Origin of the sequence: Dysgonomonas sp. 521, assembly GCF_010501055.1 — a bacterium.
Taxonomy (GTDB): domain Bacteria; phylum Bacteroidota; class Bacteroidia; order Bacteroidales; family Dysgonomonadaceae; genus Dysgonomonas.
In genome coordinates this window covers 1-20,246 of record NZ_QVMO01000087.1, presented here as the reverse complement: position 1 = coordinate 20,246, position 20,246 = coordinate 1, and the positions used below count along the sequence as shown (strand labels likewise).

General features: G+C 37.0%; 16 protein-coding genes. 2 read left to right on the top strand and 14 right to left on the bottom strand.

What is annotated here, in order from left to right; translation table 11 throughout:
* The 4 genes from D0T84_RS18435 to D0T84_RS18420 all read right to left on the bottom strand — a co-directional run.
* Window positions 1-278 (bottom strand): phage integrase SAM-like domain-containing protein (locus D0T84_RS18435; RefSeq protein WP_185155773.1); only part of this gene is annotated, 278 nt, incomplete at its 3' end.
* Between the two features lie 343 nt (window positions 279-621).
* Window positions 622-3,522 carry an NACHT domain-containing NTPase gene (locus tag D0T84_RS18430; protein ID WP_163309327.1) on the bottom strand — a complete coding sequence of 967 codons (2,901 nt, stop codon included), beginning with the start codon at window positions 3,520-3,522 and terminating at the stop codon, window positions 622-624.
* Between the two features lie 59 nt (window positions 3,523-3,581).
* A complete protein-coding gene (locus D0T84_RS18425; RefSeq protein WP_163309326.1) occupies window positions 3,582-5,288 on the bottom strand; it encodes an RNA-binding domain-containing protein in 1,707 nt (568 codons plus the stop codon).
* An 8-nt stretch (window positions 5,289-5,296) separates the two neighbouring features.
* Window positions 5,297-5,512, bottom strand: coding sequence for a helix-turn-helix transcriptional regulator (locus D0T84_RS18420; RefSeq protein ID WP_163309325.1), 216 nt, complete (start codon window positions 5,510-5,512; stop codon window positions 5,297-5,299).
* 322 nt (window positions 5,513-5,834) lie between these two features.
* On the opposite strand from D0T84_RS18420, the gene D0T84_RS18415 reads away from it, so the two are divergent.
* A complete protein-coding gene (locus D0T84_RS18415) occupies window positions 5,835-6,221 on the top strand; it encodes a hypothetical protein (RefSeq protein ID WP_163309324.1) in 387 nt (128 codons plus the stop codon).
* Window positions 6,222-6,233: 12 nt separating this feature from the next.
* Complete coding sequence (locus tag D0T84_RS18410; RefSeq protein WP_163309323.1) at window positions 6,234-6,791, top strand: hypothetical protein; 558 nt, start codon at window positions 6,234-6,236, stop codon at window positions 6,789-6,791.
* 70 nt (window positions 6,792-6,861) lie between these two features.
* Here D0T84_RS18410 and D0T84_RS18405 read toward each other — a convergent pair whose 3' ends face one another.
* From D0T84_RS18405 to D0T84_RS18360, 10 genes are all read right to left on the bottom strand, one after another.
* Window positions 6,862-7,233 carry a hypothetical protein gene (locus D0T84_RS18405; protein WP_163309322.1) on the bottom strand — a complete coding sequence of 124 codons (372 nt, stop codon included), beginning with the start codon at window positions 7,231-7,233 and terminating at the stop codon, window positions 6,862-6,864.
* Window positions 7,234-7,367: 134 nt separating this feature from the next.
* Window positions 7,368-8,246, bottom strand: a complete 879-nt coding sequence (locus tag D0T84_RS18400) for a toprim domain-containing protein (protein ID WP_163309321.1) — start codon at window positions 8,244-8,246, stop codon at window positions 7,368-7,370.
* Window positions 8,247-8,481: 235 nt separating this feature from the next.
* Window positions 8,482-9,684 carry a primase-helicase family protein gene (locus D0T84_RS18395; RefSeq protein ID WP_163309320.1) on the bottom strand — a complete coding sequence of 401 codons (1,203 nt, stop codon included), beginning with the start codon at window positions 9,682-9,684 and terminating at the stop codon, window positions 8,482-8,484.
* Window positions 9,685-9,766: 82 nt separating this feature from the next.
* On the bottom strand, window positions 9,767-10,054 hold the full coding sequence (locus D0T84_RS18390; protein ID WP_163221770.1) for an excisionase family DNA-binding protein: 288 nt from the start codon (window positions 10,052-10,054) through the stop codon (window positions 9,767-9,769).
* A 120-nt stretch (window positions 10,055-10,174) separates the two neighbouring features.
* Window positions 10,175-10,912, bottom strand: a complete 738-nt coding sequence (locus D0T84_RS18385) for a hypothetical protein (RefSeq protein WP_163309319.1) — start codon at window positions 10,910-10,912, stop codon at window positions 10,175-10,177.
* A 4-nt stretch (window positions 10,913-10,916) separates the two neighbouring features.
* Window positions 10,917-12,059: a site-specific integrase gene (locus D0T84_RS18380; RefSeq protein WP_163309318.1), complete on the bottom strand. Its 1,143-nt coding sequence runs from the start codon at window positions 12,057-12,059 to the stop codon at window positions 10,917-10,919.
* A 199-nt stretch (window positions 12,060-12,258) separates the two neighbouring features.
* On the bottom strand, window positions 12,259-13,650 hold the full coding sequence (gene mnmE / locus D0T84_RS18375) for a tRNA uridine-5-carboxymethylaminomethyl(34) synthesis GTPase MnmE (protein ID WP_163309317.1): 1,392 nt from the start codon (window positions 13,648-13,650) through the stop codon (window positions 12,259-12,261).
* 1,096 nt (window positions 13,651-14,746) lie between these two features.
* Entirely contained in the window at window positions 14,747-15,523 is a 777-nt protein-coding gene (locus D0T84_RS18370) for a carboxypeptidase-like regulatory domain-containing protein (protein WP_163309316.1), read from the bottom strand.
* A gap of 133 nt (window positions 15,524-15,656) precedes the next feature.
* The gene (locus tag D0T84_RS18365; RefSeq protein WP_163309315.1) at window positions 15,657-17,552 is read right to left on the bottom strand and encodes an amidophosphoribosyltransferase; all 1,896 of its coding nucleotides are present in this window, start codon (window positions 17,550-17,552) and stop codon (window positions 15,657-15,659) included.
* A gap of 124 nt (window positions 17,553-17,676) precedes the next feature.
* Complete coding sequence (locus D0T84_RS18360) at window positions 17,677-19,995, bottom strand: TonB-dependent receptor (protein ID WP_163309314.1); 2,319 nt, start codon at window positions 19,993-19,995, stop codon at window positions 17,677-17,679.
* Window positions 19,996-20,246 lie beyond the last annotated feature (251 nt).

Genomic DNA, 20,246 nt, shown 5'->3' with positions numbered 1-20,246 from the left:
TTAGAAGAAAAGTATCCTTCATCAAAAGCTGCATTTATACAAGCCTTGAACTTATTGTAATAAGTGTATTTGGAGTTTTGACTTAATCCTATTCCTGCGCTTGTGGTTGCTTCCATATCTAAATACTTTTTGAATCCTCTTATGAAGTCTGGCGTAACTTCTTCTATAGTTAAGTTTTTCGGGCAGTATTTAAGTAGGTGTTTTTGTGCAGCATGCCAGTTGTCATAGTTTTGCTCCGATTCATAGCGTTCTTGTTTTTTCTTTTCATAGTAATCCAAGAATAGCTCTTTAGGTTTATTATGATCTCGGATGCTATCTAAACAACAAGGAAAAGAATAATTAAATTTGAAATTGCACAGATAATCAAATAATTACCTTCTTTTTATAGGATGATATTTTCCTTTAATTTCTACATCTACTTTCCGATACATTATGTAAATACACACTGTATTTCAATAAATTACAAATATCTGGATGTATTATAGGTGTACTATATGTTTTTGTAATCAGAAGAGGAAATACCATTGTTGATATACGTGGTAATTTCGTCTGTTATTTCTCCTAAAAATAAACGGTGGGACAAGAGAAACTCCAATATGCGCAATTTTGAGACATCTTATTCTAATTTGTTACATAGTGAACTCGAGAATTTGTTATACTATCAATTATCTCAAATAAATCTCTAAAATATTTGAATAATTCAGGATCTGATTCTTTCTTTATTTGGGAGGAAAATTCTTTTTTCTTCTTATCTTTTATTGAATAAACATCTCTTATGCTACATTCTTCTACCATTTCTTTGGCTTTTAGATATTCATCGCCAAAATAGTGTTCGATTTCAAAAACGTTATATGCCTGTTCTTTAATATAATAATTAGGCATATCTCCCGGGATCGGGATTAAAACGCCAAAGATATTTTTGTTCTTATGCTTTTTTATTTTTTGCAAACTTTTCTCCTCGTATAAATTGTTTTTTAATGAATTATATTCCTGCATCCCTTTGGCATCGTGATCAAATATTCCAATTAGAAATTGGTCATTGTCAAGAATTGGGTTGGCGGAGTTTAAACATTTTGCAACTTCGGCAGCACCACCTCGATCTTGATTTCCTCCTGCAATTTTTATATCCCAATAGGGAAGCTCTCCTCCTGTTAAAACTGAATAAGCATATTGAAGGAGATCTATATCAGTAGGACCTTCTACAATTAGTTTTACCTTTCTTTCAATTCCGATCAAATTCACATTGGAAAATTTCAGTTTTTTGGCTGGAGACTCTAGTAGAATTTTTAAGGGATTTTTCACTTTGTCATAATACTGCTTCTTCACATCTTTTTTTAGTATATTATATTGAGAACCCCATACAGTAAAAGTGGCATCTAATATAGCATACAATTCAGGATTATTCATTATTTCTTTTTTATTGATGACTTTCTCTATAAACTCAGGAGACAATAGCCGTTTTGAATCTAACGTAAAAGCTAAATTAAGTAACCTATATCCATCTGTTGTGCTATTAGTCTCATTGTATTTATTGTACACATCATCAAATGCTAGCTGTAAAGGACTTTTTAGAGTAATTGAATTAAATGATTCGAAGAAGAACATTAAACTCATTGTAGATAATATAGGTATACTGTAATTTTTAAATAAAATCATGTCATCTTCAGCTAACCTTCTGATATTTTCATATGCTTTTATGTTATTGTCTAAAGCTTCTATGATGAGTCGTTTTCTAATTATATTATCAGTTTGATAAAGAGCCTGTAAAATATATCCACTTCCATATACACTAGAATACAGTTCTGGTAAAATTTTTGCAGATTGTACTTTAGCAATCACTTTTTCCAGAAAGATAGGCATATCTTTAGACATCCCTGCAAAAAAGATAGCCGTATTCTGCCAATTTGAATCAAAAAAATTGCTTATCAATAGGTCGTCTTTTTCTCTTTGATGTTTAAATATTTCTAATGATGCATAATATTCCATATATGAATCATGAGTAAATTGAACTCTATTATTCTCGTTTATAGCCAAAACACCAGTATGATTTATGATGAATTTTAATACTTTTCGTATTTTTTCTTTTGGTATTGGTATTGTTTTATCTTTGTAGTAGTCCTCAAAGAAAGAGTAAAATTCATCTAATAAGAGAGGGCGATGCTCTTCTTTTTCAAGCAATAATAGAGCGTAAATAGAGAGAACCCTTTCTTTAAACGAAATGTCAATAAATTCAGCTCTACTTGAGACTGAAAATCTGCCTAAAATTAATGAGTTAAAATTGTTGTAAATATCCGAGATCGTTGCAGGAACTTCAAAATTATTTTCTTCGTACAATATCGAAATTAATGATAAAGTCAATGGGTTGAGAGGTAGACGATCTAATATTCGATTCTCTTTTAGTGCATCTAACAAGCTATCAGTCTTAGCCTTTTCTCCAAGGAAAAAAGATGCTATGAATTTCTGGATTTGAGTCAAGTTGAAATTTTGAATAGAATATTTTTGAATATCCTTATTGTTTATGTCTGTTAGCAATTCTTCCCGATCTCTAGATGCAATTATAAACTGGGTTTTATGCATGCTATATAATTCAATGAGTTGGTTTATGATTTGCTTTTGGTTTTCTTTATTTAGTTCATCTAAACTGTCTATTATTATAACAATGTCATAATCAAGAATAAGAGTGTCTATATCTGTGTAGCTTAAATGTTTTGAAAGCTCGTTGACTATTAGTTCTTGAATAGGGGCATAATTCGAATCCAATATGTCTGAAATTGAGATAAAAACGGGAAGCCTCCTTCTATTTCCAGAACTACACTCTTCAGAAAATAGCATTTCTCCTATTTTTTTTAATAAGGTAGATTTTCCAGTTCCTGCTCCACCCGAGACAACTAGAGGTTTTTTTTCTTCAATGCAATTTGAGATTGTACATCTTCTCCTTGCTAATGTTTTAGTTCTTGGCTCTTCATAATAGTGATATAAAGTTGGTTCAATATATATATTTAATAATTTCTGATATTTTGAGTTAAAGAATGGGACAGCTTCTAAGTCTATACCTATTTTTTGTTTCTTTTGAATAATGTATTTTTCATAATTTATTAATTCTGGATCACCTTTTTTCCATACATCGGGATTTGTTTGGTCTATTAGTTCTATAAAATTATCTCTTCCTATTATATGAATCTGAGATACTGATTCTTTTATTTCATTATCGACATTTTGTGAAACTGTTGATGTGGATAAAAGATATATTTCAGAGGGATTATATGTCGTTTGGCTGTTGATTATTTTGTTTACAATCTGGTATATACCATCTCTTTGAATGCCACTCAATCTCTCATTATAGATGAGAATTAGTATTTTTTTATCACTGCCTATTATCGAATTGATATACCCTGTTAAAACAGAAGTTTCAACTCGTTCAATATTGCTCACGCCTTTTTTTGAAAATATTTCTTCTGTAATGACAGAAAGTTGTTTGATTTCAAACTTATTTAGTATTTCTATTTTTTTGTTGATATCCATAGCTCTGATTTATTACTTATGTGTATTGTTCCTTTTTACTAATTAATAACATTGAAATATTATATCTCATACCAACACAAAAACCTTCTTCCTTTTTCTGTCGTAACATACTTTTGGTTAGAAGAATTGGGCTTATCCTTTATTGTATATTCCAATAGCCCAGCTTCTCGCAAAGGATTAATATACATCTCTCTTAACTTATTTCTGGAATTGAACTCAACAAGTTCTTGTATCTCTTCAATATTTTTTGGAGTTAAACAGAGTAATAGAATCTTAAATAAGTGTATTGTCCTCTTATCAAACAACTCCACCCCTTTTTCACTCCAACTCCACCCCTCAAAAGAGGGATTGCTTTTCAATAGGCTGTTTACCTTAATTCTAAGACTCTTCAACTCCACCCCTTTTCTATTCCAACTCCACCCCAAACCATTTCCTTCAGCAAAGAAAAGATCGTTTATATCGCTTATCTCTGTGTGGTCAGGAGCTAAATCTAAGGCTTCAATAGCTTCTATTGTTTCTGAATTGAGTTTGGACTTATCTAACCCGACTAACTCAATGAATACGCTTGCTCTTTCTTCTCCTAATATATTGCCGACAAGAGGAATTATCGTTTTGAACTGATCGTCTTCTATGAAAAGAGGTTTCGCCCCTGAAGAGTATATATTTAGATACTTATTGACGTTTCTCACACCAGACCCAATTTCATCTACCCAGCTAAACTCAGAGAAGAATTTACGGATATTTGGATTTTTAGCATAAGGATTGAAAGAATCAACAGAAAGTAACCCTCTGAATATCGGTTTATTTGGATTGGTTATCTCTACGCGATTATGCCGTATAACCATTGTTGTTGGATATGCGCTTGTATACTCCCTGTGAACAATGGCATTGGCAATTATTTCGCGGAATATCAATTCTCGTAAATCCTTTCGCTGATCGCCTTCTAAATAGAATTTGTCGGGTAAATTAGACCGATTTCGAATAAAATCCATCGACTGCAAATAGGTATCAATCAGATTAGTTCGCATGGTTAATTTGTCGTCCCAGCGATCCAGATTATTTTGTCTTACCAGAATATCGAATTTGTAAGCAGGAAGAATATTCTGAATGGTTATGTCTTTTCCGAAAACAAGAGCAGAAGCAAGAGTTAACCCTTCTTCACCAGTTCGATTGTCTTTTCGATAAAACCCACAAGATCGCAAAAGATCCATATTGCTTATAGTCAACCAAGGATGTGAAAAATTGGCAGAACGAATAATAGTCCTAGCTTTATCAAACAATACATCATCTAAATCTTCTAGCTTAAGATATGGGAATATCTCATTTTCTGTAAAGTGATTGCGTTTACGGAAGTATAATTCCGAAATCCGAGTATCATCCTCAATTCGGATATCGCTGTCATTTTCTCTATCGTAGATGACTCCTCGGTGATTATGTATCTGAGAACTAACTGGAATCTTCAAACAAAGCAGAATCAGACCGTTATCTTCCAATTGATAAATAGGAAAGTTAACAGGTGGATTTATCACGTCTTTGTTATTCAGAGCTGTAACTATATCTTTTTTTATTCGCTCAACTGCATTCTTGTCTATTCCCGTAATAATACCTTCGTCATTTGCACCTAAGATAATCGTTCCTCCTTCACGATTCAAAAAAGAGACAACCGTATCATAGAAAGTGGATGGGATTTTTTCCTTTGCTTCCTTAAATTCAGTACGAAGATCCTCTCCTTTAGCGAGGGTTTTATGTAGGTCTTCTATTGTCATAAATACAGTTATATTTGAGTTCTACTTGGAACGATTAAATCTCTCATATCAATTTCTAACAGATCAGCTATTTCTGCCAATGCTTCTAAAGAAGGTTGTGTTTCATTTGTACACCAACGAGAAACAGTCGTAACACTTTTCCCAAGCTGATCCGCCAACCATTTGCCAGTAAGCTGCCTTTCTGCTAGAACGGCTTTTAATCTATTTATCGTCCTTTTACTCATATTTATTATCGTAAAATGCAAAGATATTAAATTATATCGAGAATTATCAGCTTGTTTAGCCTAAACTCACTATCTTTGTTCTCAGAGAATATGCGGGTTATTCCGCAAAGACATATTAATTTAGCGTTCACAGCTAATCTTGTACTAGAAAACTGGCACTTTTCAACGGAAAACAAGATGGGATGTGCAATGCTCGTATCGTTTTGGTACGGGCTTGCTTATTTCGTTTTCCGGGTATGCCAGTACCTCTAGTACGTTATGGGTGAGTTCCGTACCATTTTTTTGTTGGTACTTTGTGGATGTACAATAAACCAACAGAAAGATGAAATTTGACAACCCTTCCTATCAAGAAACATTCTACTTTGTTCGGCAGCATCCAGATGCCGTATTAGAATCAATCCCCGATCATTTATTAGATCTCTGGTCTGTAAAAGATGATGGAAACATAGATCGCTATTATCAGCTATTTACGATCATCCATTTAGCCAGAAAGAGAGAATCAGCCCCTATGAATATTGGAGTAAATCAACTAAAAGAACAATTCTATAATTTCCAAATCCTACTGCAATTAGAATCTCTCATTAGGGGATATGCGATTGATGTGCAAAAGGAAGAAATCAAAATATTCGATTTTGACAACTACAACAAAGAGCAAATATCCATTGCAGAGGATATTATACATCTATCAAATCAGCTACAAACAACATAAAACAAAAATCACATGAGAAAGATCTTGCTATTTGTCATTTCCATTTTAGCACTAAATGGATGTCATTCACAAAACTCGGTTTTAGAAAAAATCATTATTGATTATCTGGAAACGGATTCAAAATCAGGAATCCGAACAGATTTGAAAATTCGGTTTTTTGAATCTGAGGTTTCCGACATTCTGGTTTCTGACAGTATTGCCATTCTTGAAAAACAGTATCAGGAAGAATATGAGAAGAAACTGGAATCCGCACAAAAGAGCGTTGACCATTGGCAACAATCTGTAGATAAACACGAAAAGAAGAAAAGTGATCTTGTTCACAAAATGCTTCTGGCTGAATCTACAGAAAAGCTTGATAACGCCAAATTAACTTTAGAGGAAATCAAATCATGGCGACCTGATTACTTAGATCGTTATACGGATAAAGATAAAAATGAAATTCTTGCCAAAAGCGTAAAATGCAAATTATCTTTTCAGAATCCTAAGCTAACAACTCGACAAGAGTTGGATGCTACTTTTATCTTTTCGCCTGATGGGCAGAATATTCATGAATTCATAAGGGGAAAATAACCCAAATACTCGTCTCTCGGGGATCGCCAAACATCGGGGCGGGAACACCCGCCCCGACGAGCAAATGATATTACAACCTATAATCTGCCATTAAACTAATCAATCTCCCCAATACTCTTTTGATTTTATCCCTTTTATTCATATATTTTTCGATCATATCAATATAATCACGAATAACTTGATCTGAAATCCTTTCCGAATTTTGATTCAGGTGTTTAGCTACTTGGTTAATGTTATTCTCAACCCGCTTATCGTTAGATACTAATTTATAGATGATATCAATTAACTCCTTATGTTGGTATATCGCTTTTTCAATCCCCAAAAGATCAAGAAAGAAATTTGTCATGCTCATGTTTGCATCATTAGACTTTTTTCTGACAATTTCAAATTGTTGTTCTGTAAGTCGTATATACAATCGCCTTGTTTTGTTATTTTTCATCATGATATTGTTTGTAATCATAAAAGTGAGTTCCGAACTTTTTCAATCTTATTTTCGACTGAAAATGCAAGAGGTTTTTGTGCGTACAAAGACACATCTTGCCTTACAAAAAAAACAGGGGTTTTTTATTGTCTTTTTCATCGCAAATAGCCCAGTTTTTCTTCATTGTTTTTCCAACATAAAAATTCATTTAAATCTTTGAAACTTGAATACTCCTTCCGACAATCTACAAAAGAATCTGGATAATGATTTTGAACAAAAAGAGAACATTCACTCCCAGTCTGATCGTTATCCAAGTATGAATGAATTTCATCGTATTTACAAAGAAGATCTAAAGCTCTCTTTGCATTTGCAGTACTATTTAGAATGATGGCATCAGTAGAAAGATGGCGATCTTCTTGCATTGATAGAAATGAGAGATAGTCCATAAATCCTTCAAAAAGAACGCTTCTTTTTGCCCCATTGTTTATGTAAGTAAAATCCTTTTTGCCAATGCAAGATTTGAAATATTTGTTTCGCAGTTCATAACTGTTTGGAGAATTGTTCGCAAATCCTATTGCAAAATATCGTTTATTGTTGATAGAGTAATAAACCTCACAACAGTGTTTCTCTGCAATATCTATATCTATACAGCGTTCATTCAGGTAGTCAATTAATGCAAAATTTCCAAGTTTCTTCACCTTCAAAATTGTGAATAATTGCTCGGGGCGCTCTTGTTTTTCATTACAAATTGCTGATTCCCGATGAAAAGAAAAAGAGTCGGATTCTAGTTTCTTTATCGCATCTGGAATACTACAATTTTCCATTTCTGATACAAGATCTATTATACTTCCACCTTTTCCTATACCATGATCATACCATAAATTTTTCTGGAAATCTACACTAAAACTTGCATTATTGTCTTTGCGTATTGGAGAAATATAAATACCTCGTACTTCATTTTTTCTTTGTGGATGGAATCCATTTTTCGCTAAATACCCATGTATACTTATTGTCTTTATTTGATCTAAATTCATCGTTTTTTTTCTTTTAATTGGAGTGTTTTCTCTGGAGGTAGCAAAAATAGTGTTGATACTGTTGATCTGTTGGCAGACTCTATCAATCAGACAGTTACCGTCAACAGTAATGTCAACAGTTGGAGAAATGCAACAGTAGTTTTTCTTCTGGTTGTTGAACTGTTGACTAGTGTTGATTCTACTGTTGACTTATAATTAGTTGATTATTATATAGATATGCAACAAAGTCAACAGATCAACAGTAAATTTCATCGAACCGTTTTTTCGTCAGCTCATAATACCGCCCTTTGTGTTGGTTTTTAGAGATTGTTCCATCTGCAAAAATGATGTATCGCACGTAGGAAGAGTTGGTGGCAGAAAGTCCCCATGAAGAGACTAAAATATCCCGAATTTTGTGCAATGAATATGCTTTTCTATTCAGATTACTCAATGAGCACATAACATCATTTATTTGGAAACAGAGTTGTTCCAGACCTTGATCTTCAAAAATAGTCTGCAAAATATCCAACATTTCTTTTTCAAGCGTAGATTTATAATTCCTCTTTAACTTAATAAGTGCTTCCGTTTCAATCTGTTTAGGGGTAAACCACATTCTTGAGTCATTTTTTGTATGAAAGGATCTGTTAAGCAAAAAATAAAGAAATGCAGGCACTTCCAATCTGAACTTTTCGAAAAATTGTTCCGAAGAGCAATTTAGAGTATTGGAAAAAGGGAATACCTTAATGACCCAATATCGGATCTCTTCCTTATCTATATGAATGAAACTTGTTTCGTTATTAGAGCAAAGTATAAATTTGCCAAAGAACTCTATCTCTTGTCGATCTTTGCCTTTAGCTTCGGATTTAAAAAGTCGTGCTGTTGAGAGATTTTTAATTCTTTCGGAATCCTCTCGTTTATCCAGTAATACTTCATCTACTGCAATAATAATTTTGTTAGACCAGTCGGAATTAAACTGTGATCGGAAATCATCATTCGTATTCAGAGTCATATTTTTGTCAAAAATCAATTTTAAAAGATTCAGAAAGGTTGTTTTTCCAGTACCTCTTTCGGTGCTGACTAAGCAGAGGATCGGGAGGATCTGTAGTGGTTTTTCGTATAAGATTTTAATGTAATCCAATCCTAACTCATATTGTTCTCGGAATATATGTTGCAGAAAATATAAAATAGTACTGCAATCTCCTTGTTTTGGATGATGTTCCAATTCATGATATTGGTTGTAAAACGTCCCGACCTTCAACTGATACTCCAAGTGAGATGGAATACAGCAAAAACCATCATATTGCGGAATCTGAGCCAAATAATCTTTTCCATGATCAGCTATTATTGTCTCTTTGTTCCAAGGCACAAGAATTATTGTTGAATCGCCAGAGGTGAGAGGTCGTTTAACTATTTTGTAATAGGATACGGCAACCCTTATATATGGGATTTCTTCTTTCATATATCAAACAGTTTGCGTATATTTGCTATGAAATATACAGATTGTACATTTTAGTGAATAATGGTAGGAAGCATGGAAGCGGTCATCTCCATGCTTTTTTGCTTGTATAGCGAGAAGCTCTTTCTTCTATCTCTCGATTTGTTTTATGCTCATTTTCGAGCATCCAGTTATCCAACTTTTCTCGACTAAAGAAGATAATTTTCCCATTGGGCTTGCTGAACGGAATGTTAGCAGAAGAAGTTAATTTGTACATGTAACTTCGTGATATTCCTGTATAATCACATGCTTCATCAAATGTTAGGACTTTTTTGCTGCCTAACAACAGCTTCTCAATACGCTCTAAGCGATTGTCAAGTTCAATAGTGCTCATTTCTATTACATTTTGAAATTAATAAATGAGCAAATGCATTTGCCTTTTGTTTCAATTGATGGAACAAAGGAAAATAAAAACTAAATAACAGCAACTGAATTATACAAAACTAAATCAGAACTATGGTTCTGGATTTCTAAACCATTGAAATACAGAATCTATTTCAGATTTAAAAGAACTGTAAATATCATCCTCTCTAATGCATTCTCCAAATACCGTTGATATTTCGCTGGCTTTTTCTTGTACAGAATATTGCTCCCCTTTTTCGTTAAGAAAATAGTGAGAAATTACTTCTTTGATAACTTTGGGATTTGTCTGATGATTAAAATGAAATACAATAAAAACAAAACGGATCAATCTTATTTTTGGTAAGCGACAGACTATCTTTTTTTCTGGGGAAATCTTATTACCAGATAGCAAATCTTGAAAAGTTTGAAGATCACATTTTATAAAATCTAATCTATTTAGAATTAATTGTAAATCATACCCTTTGCTGTAAGGAGAGTATATTTTCTTTCCTAATAATTTTTCTTTTATTTCTTGTATAAATCGCAATTCAAATTTACTTGTCCAAACAAAGAATAAAGTCAATATTCCGATGAGATTAATCAATAAGGATAATATCATTAAGAAGATGCTATTAGCTTCAAGAAATAACTTCCATGAAATAATTACTGCAAATATTCCAAAAATAAAAAATAGCAATCTTGGTTTTTCAACTTCCTTATTCCACCATGTAATGGGAGTATTAAACATATACCAAATGAAAATTTTCAAGTATTTGAAGAATAATCGTCCTACTGGATATAACAATAGTACTGTAATTGCGATCTGAATGTATGCAAGTATCTGATTCATATTATTATAATTTTAATTCGGGAATAATATTAGCTGCTTCTTTCATCTTGCTATCAACGATCTTGGCATAAATCTGTGTAGTTCTCAATTCTCTATGTCCTAAAAACTTAGAAACGGTATATAGATCCGCTCCATTTTCAAGCATAAGGACTGCGCAAGTGTGGCGCGAGCAATGAAACGTAATGTGCTTAGTTATGCCGGCTCGATTGCTCCAATTAACGATTTCTGCATTATTAGTAGAACTATACTTCAACCCTCGGAAAACTCTGTCACTTTCATTTTTCCTTTCCCCAAGCAAAGAACGTGCTTGATTGGATATATATAAATACTCCAATCCGTCTGTTTTCTCCTGTCGAAATATGATTTTGCAATAGGGTTTACCTTCATTATCCGTTTCTTCTCTGATTTCGCCCCAGATTAGCTTATTGACATCACTCCAACGCAATCCTGTCAGGCAGGAAAATAGGAAAGCTGTTTTTAGCATTGGGTATTTACATTCTGCTCTATACAGCGATTGTAATTCGTTAAAAGTCAAGTATTCCCTTTGGCTTTCTCCCATTTCAAAACCTTTGATTCCTCTTAATGGATTAGAAGAAAAGTATCCTTCATCAAAAGCTGCATTTATACAAGCCTTGAACTTATTGTAATAAGTGTATTTGGAGTTTTGACTTAATCCTATTCCTGCGCTTGTAGTTGCCTCTGTATCTAAATACCTTTTGAATCCTCTTATGAAGTCTGGAGTAACTTCTTCTATGGTTAAGTTTTTTGGGCAGTATTTAAGCAGGTGTTTTTGTGCAGCATGCCAGTTGTCATAGTTTTGATCTGACTGATAGCGTTCTTGTTTTTTCTTTTCATAGTAATCCAAGAATAACTCTTTAGGTTTATTGTGATCTCGGATGCTATACTTGCCTTGCACATATTCAGCTTGACGAATAGCCAGAATATCTTCTGCTAATTTTTGAGTATCTTTATTTTCCTGTTTTTCCTTTGGGTTTTGTGGATTCTCGTGTAGATACAGTTTTAGATACTCGAAATCTCGATTATGCTTGACCTTTCCTTCGGCATCTACGATTTTCCCTTTATAATACTCAATATACAAGGAGAGCTTTCCAGTCGTTAGCTTTTTCTTCTTTAGTGTGATCTTCATATTCATTTCTATTTATGCCAGGTGTAAACTAGTACACCTCAAATCTAAAAACGAAACAAAAGGTGTACTTTCGATGGACAAAAATAGAAATAATTATCTAAACAACAACAAGGAAAAGAATAATTAAATTTGAAATTACACAGATAATCAAATAGTTACTTTCTTTTGATGGGATAATATTTTCCTTTAATTTCTATGCCTACTTCCCGATACAAAATCTACTAAATATATTCCCCAGCACCTCATCAGTAGAGATCTGCCCTGTAATCTCTCCCAGATAATACATACATTCGCGGATATCCTGAGATAGGAAATCGCCCGATATTTTCAGATCCAACCCTTCCGATACGCGCTGTATCGCTATTAGTGCTTTTTGTAGCGCTTCATAGTGGCGGACATTGGTCACAATAACATCCTGTTCACTGATTTCAGGGATGTTGGCGGCCTCTATTAATAAATCTTCCAGCATGCCTGTCCCTTGCTCATACTTAGCTGAAATAAAGATGCGATCAGGTATCTCGTCAACGAGGAGTTTCTCTTTATCCGCCTTCCTTTCAGCAGATATCACATCAACTTTATTAAAGACCAGAATCAGTTTCTTATCCCCAACAGCAGGTAATATCTTTGTTGCCAGTCCCTCAATATGCTCATTAGAAGTCTCGGCATCAGCTATCCACAGGACGATATCGGCTTGTTCTATTTTCATGAATGTACGTTCTATGCCGATGCTTTCTATTTCATCGGATGTGTCACGTATTCCGGCCGTATCAATCAGCCTGAAAGTGAGGCCTTGTATATTGATCGTGTCTTCTATAACATCGCGTGTAGTACCATGAATATCAGAGACTATCGCTTTCTCTTCATGCAGGAGCAGGTTCAATAAAGTTGATTTCCCTGCGTTAGTCTCGCCGATTATGGCCACCGGAATCCCGGTTTTTACAGCATTGCCAAGGCTAAACGAGTCGGATAGCTTTTTTATATGTGATTCTATCTGCGTTGCCGCCTCTTTCAGGTGATCTCTGTTTGCGAATTCAACATCCTCTTCGGAAAAATCAAGCTCCAGTTCAATCAGAGAAGTAAAGTTTAACAACTCAGTCCGCAACTCGATCAATTTACTACTGAAGCCTCCACGCATCTGGTTCATTGCCAGGCGGTGTGTGGCCGCCGAAGATGAAGCTATCAGATCGGCTACAGATTCGGCTTGCGACAAATCCATCTTTCCGTTCAGAAAAGCACGCTGCGTAAATTCTCCCGGTTGTGCCAATGACGCGCCTTTTAATATCAGTAGTTGCAATATGTTTTGCTGGATATAGACAGAACCATGACAGGAAATCTCCACAATATCCTCCCCGGTAAAGGAATGAGGCGATCTAAAGACGCTGATCAATACATCATCCAGCACTGCCCCGTCTTTTATAATTGATCCAAAATGGATAGTATATGCTTTCGCATCGGCGAGCCTGTCTCCCTTTGGCGACTTAAAGACAGAATCGGCCAGTTCGATACATCCTTTTCCCGAAAGGCGTATGATGGCTATTCCCCCTATGCCCGCAGGTGTGGATATAGCTGCTATTATATTATTATCTTCCATAATCATTTGTTGACTAAAATCTGCATTTTAAACAATCGAACCCTAATAAAAAGTAACACCGCTGATTTAACACCCCACCTATATAACACCCTGAATTTAAACACAATACTCTTTTTCGTTAACTAAAAAAGTGACAAAAGTGACAGTTTTTATTGTTTTTTCTGTGTTACCTTTTATTCTCAACTATCAACTCACGGTCTCCTTATAATAGATAAACTTATAGAAATCAAATAACAGTTTATCGGACTATTTGATCCACATTATTCTTTATCTATAATTAGCTTTGAGTAACCATTACAAATTAGTATAACAAAGATATTAAATTGTTGGATGGTTATGAAATTATCCGGCTTGTAAGAATGTAAGTGATTAGTAATAATGCCAATCAGTAGTTGAAAATATGATTAATATAATAGTTCTTTTATTTTTCTATCTGCGCGCAATCACAGATTGCTTACCTTACTTTTGGCCGAAGCTCCAAAAGTAAGCAAAAAAGCATTGCGCCCCGCTTCGCCGTACGACCCACCATCGGCTTGCCGGCTGAATGAAGTGATGATAATCTCATCATTGCGATAATTGGCAGACGATGCTTAAAAGCGCCCGCACTTCATTCTACGCCGCCTGCACCGGGTGGGTACCCCGTACGCTGGCTAACGGCGCTGGCTGANGTGCAGACGGCGTGAAACGGGATGTTGTCCGAGCCGAAGGCGAGTTTCGTCCCGTTTAGCCGGCAAGCCGTTGGTGGGTCGCCGAGGGACGAAGCACTAGCCTTTTGCTTCCTTTTGGGCAATGCCAAAAGGAAGGGCAAGCCCGGGAGGGCGCGGCAGTAGAGAGCTACGGCTAAAGTATTTAGCCTAGGATAGCCTTTATGCAAAAAATAAAAGAACTATTATATTAATCATATTTTCAGCTACTTATTGACATGAATAATAATTATCGCCTTTTTTTACATGCGCTTCGTTCCTGACTGTTGATTGTCATCCTGAGCGAAGGAAAGTATCCCGTTCCTGTTTGAGAAAAAAGATGCTTCGCTGCTCTACCAATGACAAAGAATAGGTATACCGTTAATGAGCTTGATTATGAAAGACTTTCCCTATCAATTCTTCGGATTCTTCTCATAATCCTTTAATTCATAGAAATATATGTTCTCTCCTGTCTCATTATATTCCAGATTTTCTGCCACCACCCTTATTATCAGATATGGTTTATCCGGTTTCTCTTTAGGTAATTCAGTCTGGATAATATAGCCTCCCATGCCGGGATTATCCTTACCTACATACTCTTGCACCTGCTGTACAGAATTAACTGCAACCTCCTTATCATCAATAAACACTTTTACCCTGAAAAATTCAGGTTTTACCGAAATATCCATCTCTTTTTCAGACTTGGCCTTATCTAATTGTAAATCTTTGGAATATACTAGCAACCTTCCCGTACTCATCGGACGGGTATATATAAACAGTCCTCTGTATCCACCTTCTACCCTGAACGCATTTGTTCCGTAAAGTTCCAGCCGATGATAGCGGGGATTTATAGTGAGGTCTCTGTCGGCGATCACATTCCATGCCCAAAATTCAAGGCGTTTATCCTCATCCGGCACTTCGTCCCTTCGCGGATATTCTTTCATGCGGAGTGCAAAAAATGACATGTACTTCCCTTTTTTTACGTTATTTAAAGAGTAATAGCCGTCTTTATCCGTATACGTTTCGTAAGCGGCGGAAAAATCCGTATAGTCAAGTCCGATCCAGCAACTGTCAATCGGGTTGCCGTTGAAGTCCGTAACCCGTCCTGAAATAGTCACGGATTCCTGTGCATAAACAGTATTTATACCTATTGCAAATAAAATAAGAAGAAATAGTTTTGTCCTTTTCATATATTATATGTTTAATGGTTTGTTTTCTTTATCATAAGACGATTTTAAAGAGGATATAGTTACATGAGAAATGGAAAATAAAAAAAGACTGATATTGCTATCAGCCTTTTCGTGTATTCTATCTGTTCCTGCCTTAATACGACCGCCTGTCTTTTCCTTCTACATAATTCAAGAAGGCAGAGTTTACCATCCTGTTGCCTCCCGGGGTCGGGTAATTGCCGGAAAAGTACCAGTCTCCTTTATGGTCGGGGGTCGCTTTATGCAGGTTTTCAATACTTTGGAAAACAATCTCTATTTCAGCCTGTGTTCCCTTTGGTGTCAGCATTTCAGCCATCTTTTTGGAAATATCTTCATCTGTAAAAGGCGCGTATATTTCTTTCACATAGTTTACTATTTCCTCTTTAGGCTTATCTTTTTGTGCCAATGATTTGCGGTACACTTCATCGATAACTGACTGCATTCCTCTTTCTTTCAGCAATTCGATGGCTGCCCTGAAAGCGGCGAATTCGTTCATCCGCGACATGTCTATTCCATAGCAGTCGGGATAGCGTATCTGAGGCGATGAGGAAACGATCACTATTTTTTTAGGATGTATGCGGTCAAGTATTTTAATTATACTTTGTTTCAGGGTCGTCCCACGTACAATACTGTCATCAATTACGACAAGATTGTCTTCGCCCGGGTGTATAGAATCGTAAGTCACATCATATACATGCGCAGCAAGGTCGTCCCTGCTCTTATCCTGAGCGATAAAGGTACGCAGCTTGATGTCCTTGATAACTACTTTCTCTGTACGAACCCGCATCGACAGGATTTTTTTCAATTCTTCGTCTGTAATAGAAGGCCCTTTCTCTGTTATCTTACGGAGCTTGACGTCATTCATATATTTATTGAAGCCGTCTATCATACCGAAGAAAGCAACCTCTGCTGTATTCGGTATGAATGAAAACACAGTATGTTGGATATCCGAATCGATGGCTTTCAATATTTGGGGTAAGAGAAGTTTTCCCAGTTCTTTGCGCTCGTTGTAAATATCGGCATCGGAACCGCGCGAAAAGTAAATACGTTCGAAAGAGCATGGAGAGACATTACGTGGCTCCTGTATCTGGGAGAACATGACATTCCCGTCTTTTTTCACTATGATGGCTTGTCCGGGATTGAGTTCTTTTATGTCTGCAACGTCAAGTCCTAATGCTGTTTGTATAACAGGGCGTTCAGACGCGGCTACTACGATTTCATCATCGTTGTAATAAAATGCTGGACGGATACCGGATGGGTCTCTGTATACAAACCCGTCTCCGCAACCGATAAGCCCGCCTATAGTAAAACCTCCGTCCCATTTTTCACTTGCTTTGCTCAGCATAAAATGAATATCGAGATTTTTTTCTATCAGGGCGTTCAGTTCCTCGCCTTTTACACCTGTATCTTTGCCATATTTGTCGAATTGATACTGTACTTCCCTGTCCAGATAATGTCCGAGTGATTCCAGCAGGACAAATGTGTCGGTATAATCGCGTGGGTGCTGTCCCTGAGCCAGTAGGTCGGCAAATAGTTCATCCACGTTTGTCATATTGAAGTTTCCGGCTAAGGCAAGGTTACGGGCACGCCAGTTGTTACGGCGCATAAAAGGATGTACATAAGAAATCCCGCTTTTGCCCGTTGTGCTGTAACGCAGGTGCCCAAGAAATAACTCTCCGGCGAAAGGCAGGTATTTGCTGGCATATTCAGCGTCATTCATCTTGTCTTCCGGTACTTTCTCATAGTTTTGATGAATGGTGGAGAAGATTTCGGAAATGGCGCTCGAACCTGTTGCTCTTTCCCTGAATATAAATTCATTTCCGGGAGGTGAATCCAGTTTTACTACAGCCAATCCCGCGCCTTCTTGTCCACGGTTGTGCTGTTTTTCCATCAGCAGGTATAGTTTGTTCAACCCGTACTGCCATGTACCATACTTTTTTTGGTAATATTCGAGCGGTTTTAATAGGCGTATCATAACGATACCGCATTCATGCTTTAAAGGCTCTGTCATAAAAAGGAACTCCTTTGTTGAGATTTGTTGAGAATTATGTTTTGAGGCTACAAAGATAATATGATTTTTTATGGCGACCTAAGTTACTGATAAAAATAATGATTTCTTGAAAATTACATAGCCTTCAGAATTTAAAATTCCATGAAACAGACGGTATCACACTAAATAGGTATACCATATACGATTCCGACTGGTTGCGCACCTCCTTGTTCTGCCTGAAACCGAACATATACGGATTCTTCCTGCCGTAAGCATTATACAGGCCGAAGGTCAGTTCGGAAGAATACCGCTTCGTTTGCTTCAGCATACAGATAGCGCCCAGGTCGAGACGGTGGTACGAAGGCGCCCTGTGCTTATTCCTTTCCCCGTAATAATAAATGGCATGCCCGTCTACTACATATTTGCCCGAGGGGAAGGTCATGGGGCTGCCTGTGGCAAAAACCCATGTAGCAGACAACGTCCATTTCTTATTCAGCTCGTAGATACCTACAGCCGAAACATCGTGTGTCCTGTCCTGATTGGCGGCGTACCAGTCGCCATTGTTTATTTCATCTATCTTCTTCTCGCTACGCGCCAGTGTGTAACCCAGCCAGCCGTTGAAGCGCCCGTACTTCTTTTTCAGGAACAGTTCGATCCCATACGACCTGCCTTTCCCGAAGCATAGTTCGGTTTCTATAATTTCCTTTGTCCTCACATCTGCGCCATCCTTATAGTCAATCTGGTTACGCAAATCCTTATAGTATGCTTCGGCGCTGAATTCGAACATATTATCGTCGAAATTATGAAAATACCCAATAGAAACCTGATTCGCGATTTCCGGTTTAATGTAATCCGTATTTGAAATCCAGCGGTCAACCGGGCTGGACAAATTCGAAGTCGTCAGCAGGTGCATGTGCTGTACCGAACGGTTGTAAGCAGCTTTCACAGATGAAGTTTTACTCAGCTGACAGGCTACTGATAAGCGGGGTTCTATATTCCAATAAGTTTTGAAAAACTGCCCGTTCCCGGTCGGTATCGTATCCTTTATAGAATGGTCGTCTGCATCGAATGTATAATAATCACCCCCACCCATCACGCCAAATGAGGATAAGCGAAGCCCGTAGCTCACTTCGAGCCTGTCGCCCACCTTCATACTGTTGGATGCGAACAGGGTATTTTCCCACGAGTAGCGGTGTGTATACGGTGATACGTCCAGCCGCGAAGGGTCTTCACTTTCCAGGTCGCCCGGCACTACCTGATGATAGACTGACGAGAAGCCAAGCCTGATCGCGTTTTTGTCATTCGGATAAAAGCTGAATTCCTGATTCAGGTTAAGATCCCGTATGCGGGACATGATATTCAGCCCTGTGGTCAGGTCTACACTTACATTGTATTTATAATCGGTATAGGACAATGTAGTCGCCGAGGCTTTTTTCGAATTGAAAATATGGTTCCATTTCAGGCTGGCGATAGTGTTTCCCCAATCCATCATGGCTATTTCGTTCAGCCCGAGTTTATCTTTTCCGTGATATGCCGTCAGGGTCAGTTTGTCTTTTTTCGACAGCACATAGCTCAGTTTGGCGTTCAGGTCATAAAAGTAGAGCTTTGAGCCTTTTACCTGTTCCACGCCTATCGCGTGAGCCAAGGCATCGGCGTATGTACGCCTTGCCGATACGATAAAAGAAGACCTCTCTTTCTGTATAGGCCCTTCGAGCGTTAAACGTGAGGAAATCAGCCCTATACCGCCTGTCAGATGATAATTTTCTATGTCGCCGTCCCGCATATTCACATCCAGTGTAGACGAAAGCCGCCCTCCGTACCGTGCAGGCATAGAGCCTTTGTAGAGTGTCATATTATCCACGGCATCGGAGTTGAATGTAGAGAAAAAGCCGAAAAGATGAGAGGGGTTGTACACCGTAGCATTATCGAGTAATATCAGGTTCTGATCGTTGCTGCCTCCGCGTACATAAAACCCGACATTGCCTTCTCCCGCGGTCTGCACGCCGGGAAGCAACTGTATGGTTTTCAGTATATCCCTTTCTCCCAGCAAGACCGGGATTTTATTCACTGTCCCTATTTCCAGTTTCGCCACCCCCGACTGCACATTCTTTACATTCCCGTCTTTTTTTGTGGCAGAGACTTCTATTTCATCCAGAACCACCACCGATTTTTCCATGAATATATCCTGTCGGAGGTCTTTATCCAGTCTCAGCTTCAGCTCTTTTATGTCATAGCCTATCAGCCTGAAGGTGAGGTTGTAGTCCCCGGCAGGAAGCCTCAGGGAGAAAGTGCCATCGCCATCGCTGAACGCACCTTGCTGCGGATATTCTTCGGTACTGACAGAAACTCCTGCTAAAGGAACCTTATTATCCTGATTGCAGACTTTTCCACTGAAAGTATATTTCTTCTGCGAAAAGGCCACAACACTTATTAATAATAAGAAAACCAGTAAAAGATATTTCATGTTAGTTTTTCTCTACCATATAGGATTTTATTGACATTGTATCAAGAACGGGGCTACACAAAGATAAAATAATTATCAATAAATATATTGCATAAAGCATGAAACAAATAGAAACAAAAAGACGATCCGAAGATATCTTCGAGATCGTCTTTCTTATCTCCTGACTTTGACAACCTCAGAAGTGCAAAATCACAACACGTTGACTTATAGATGGGTATAAAATATTTTCACAAAAACAGGGTGGCGCAAAG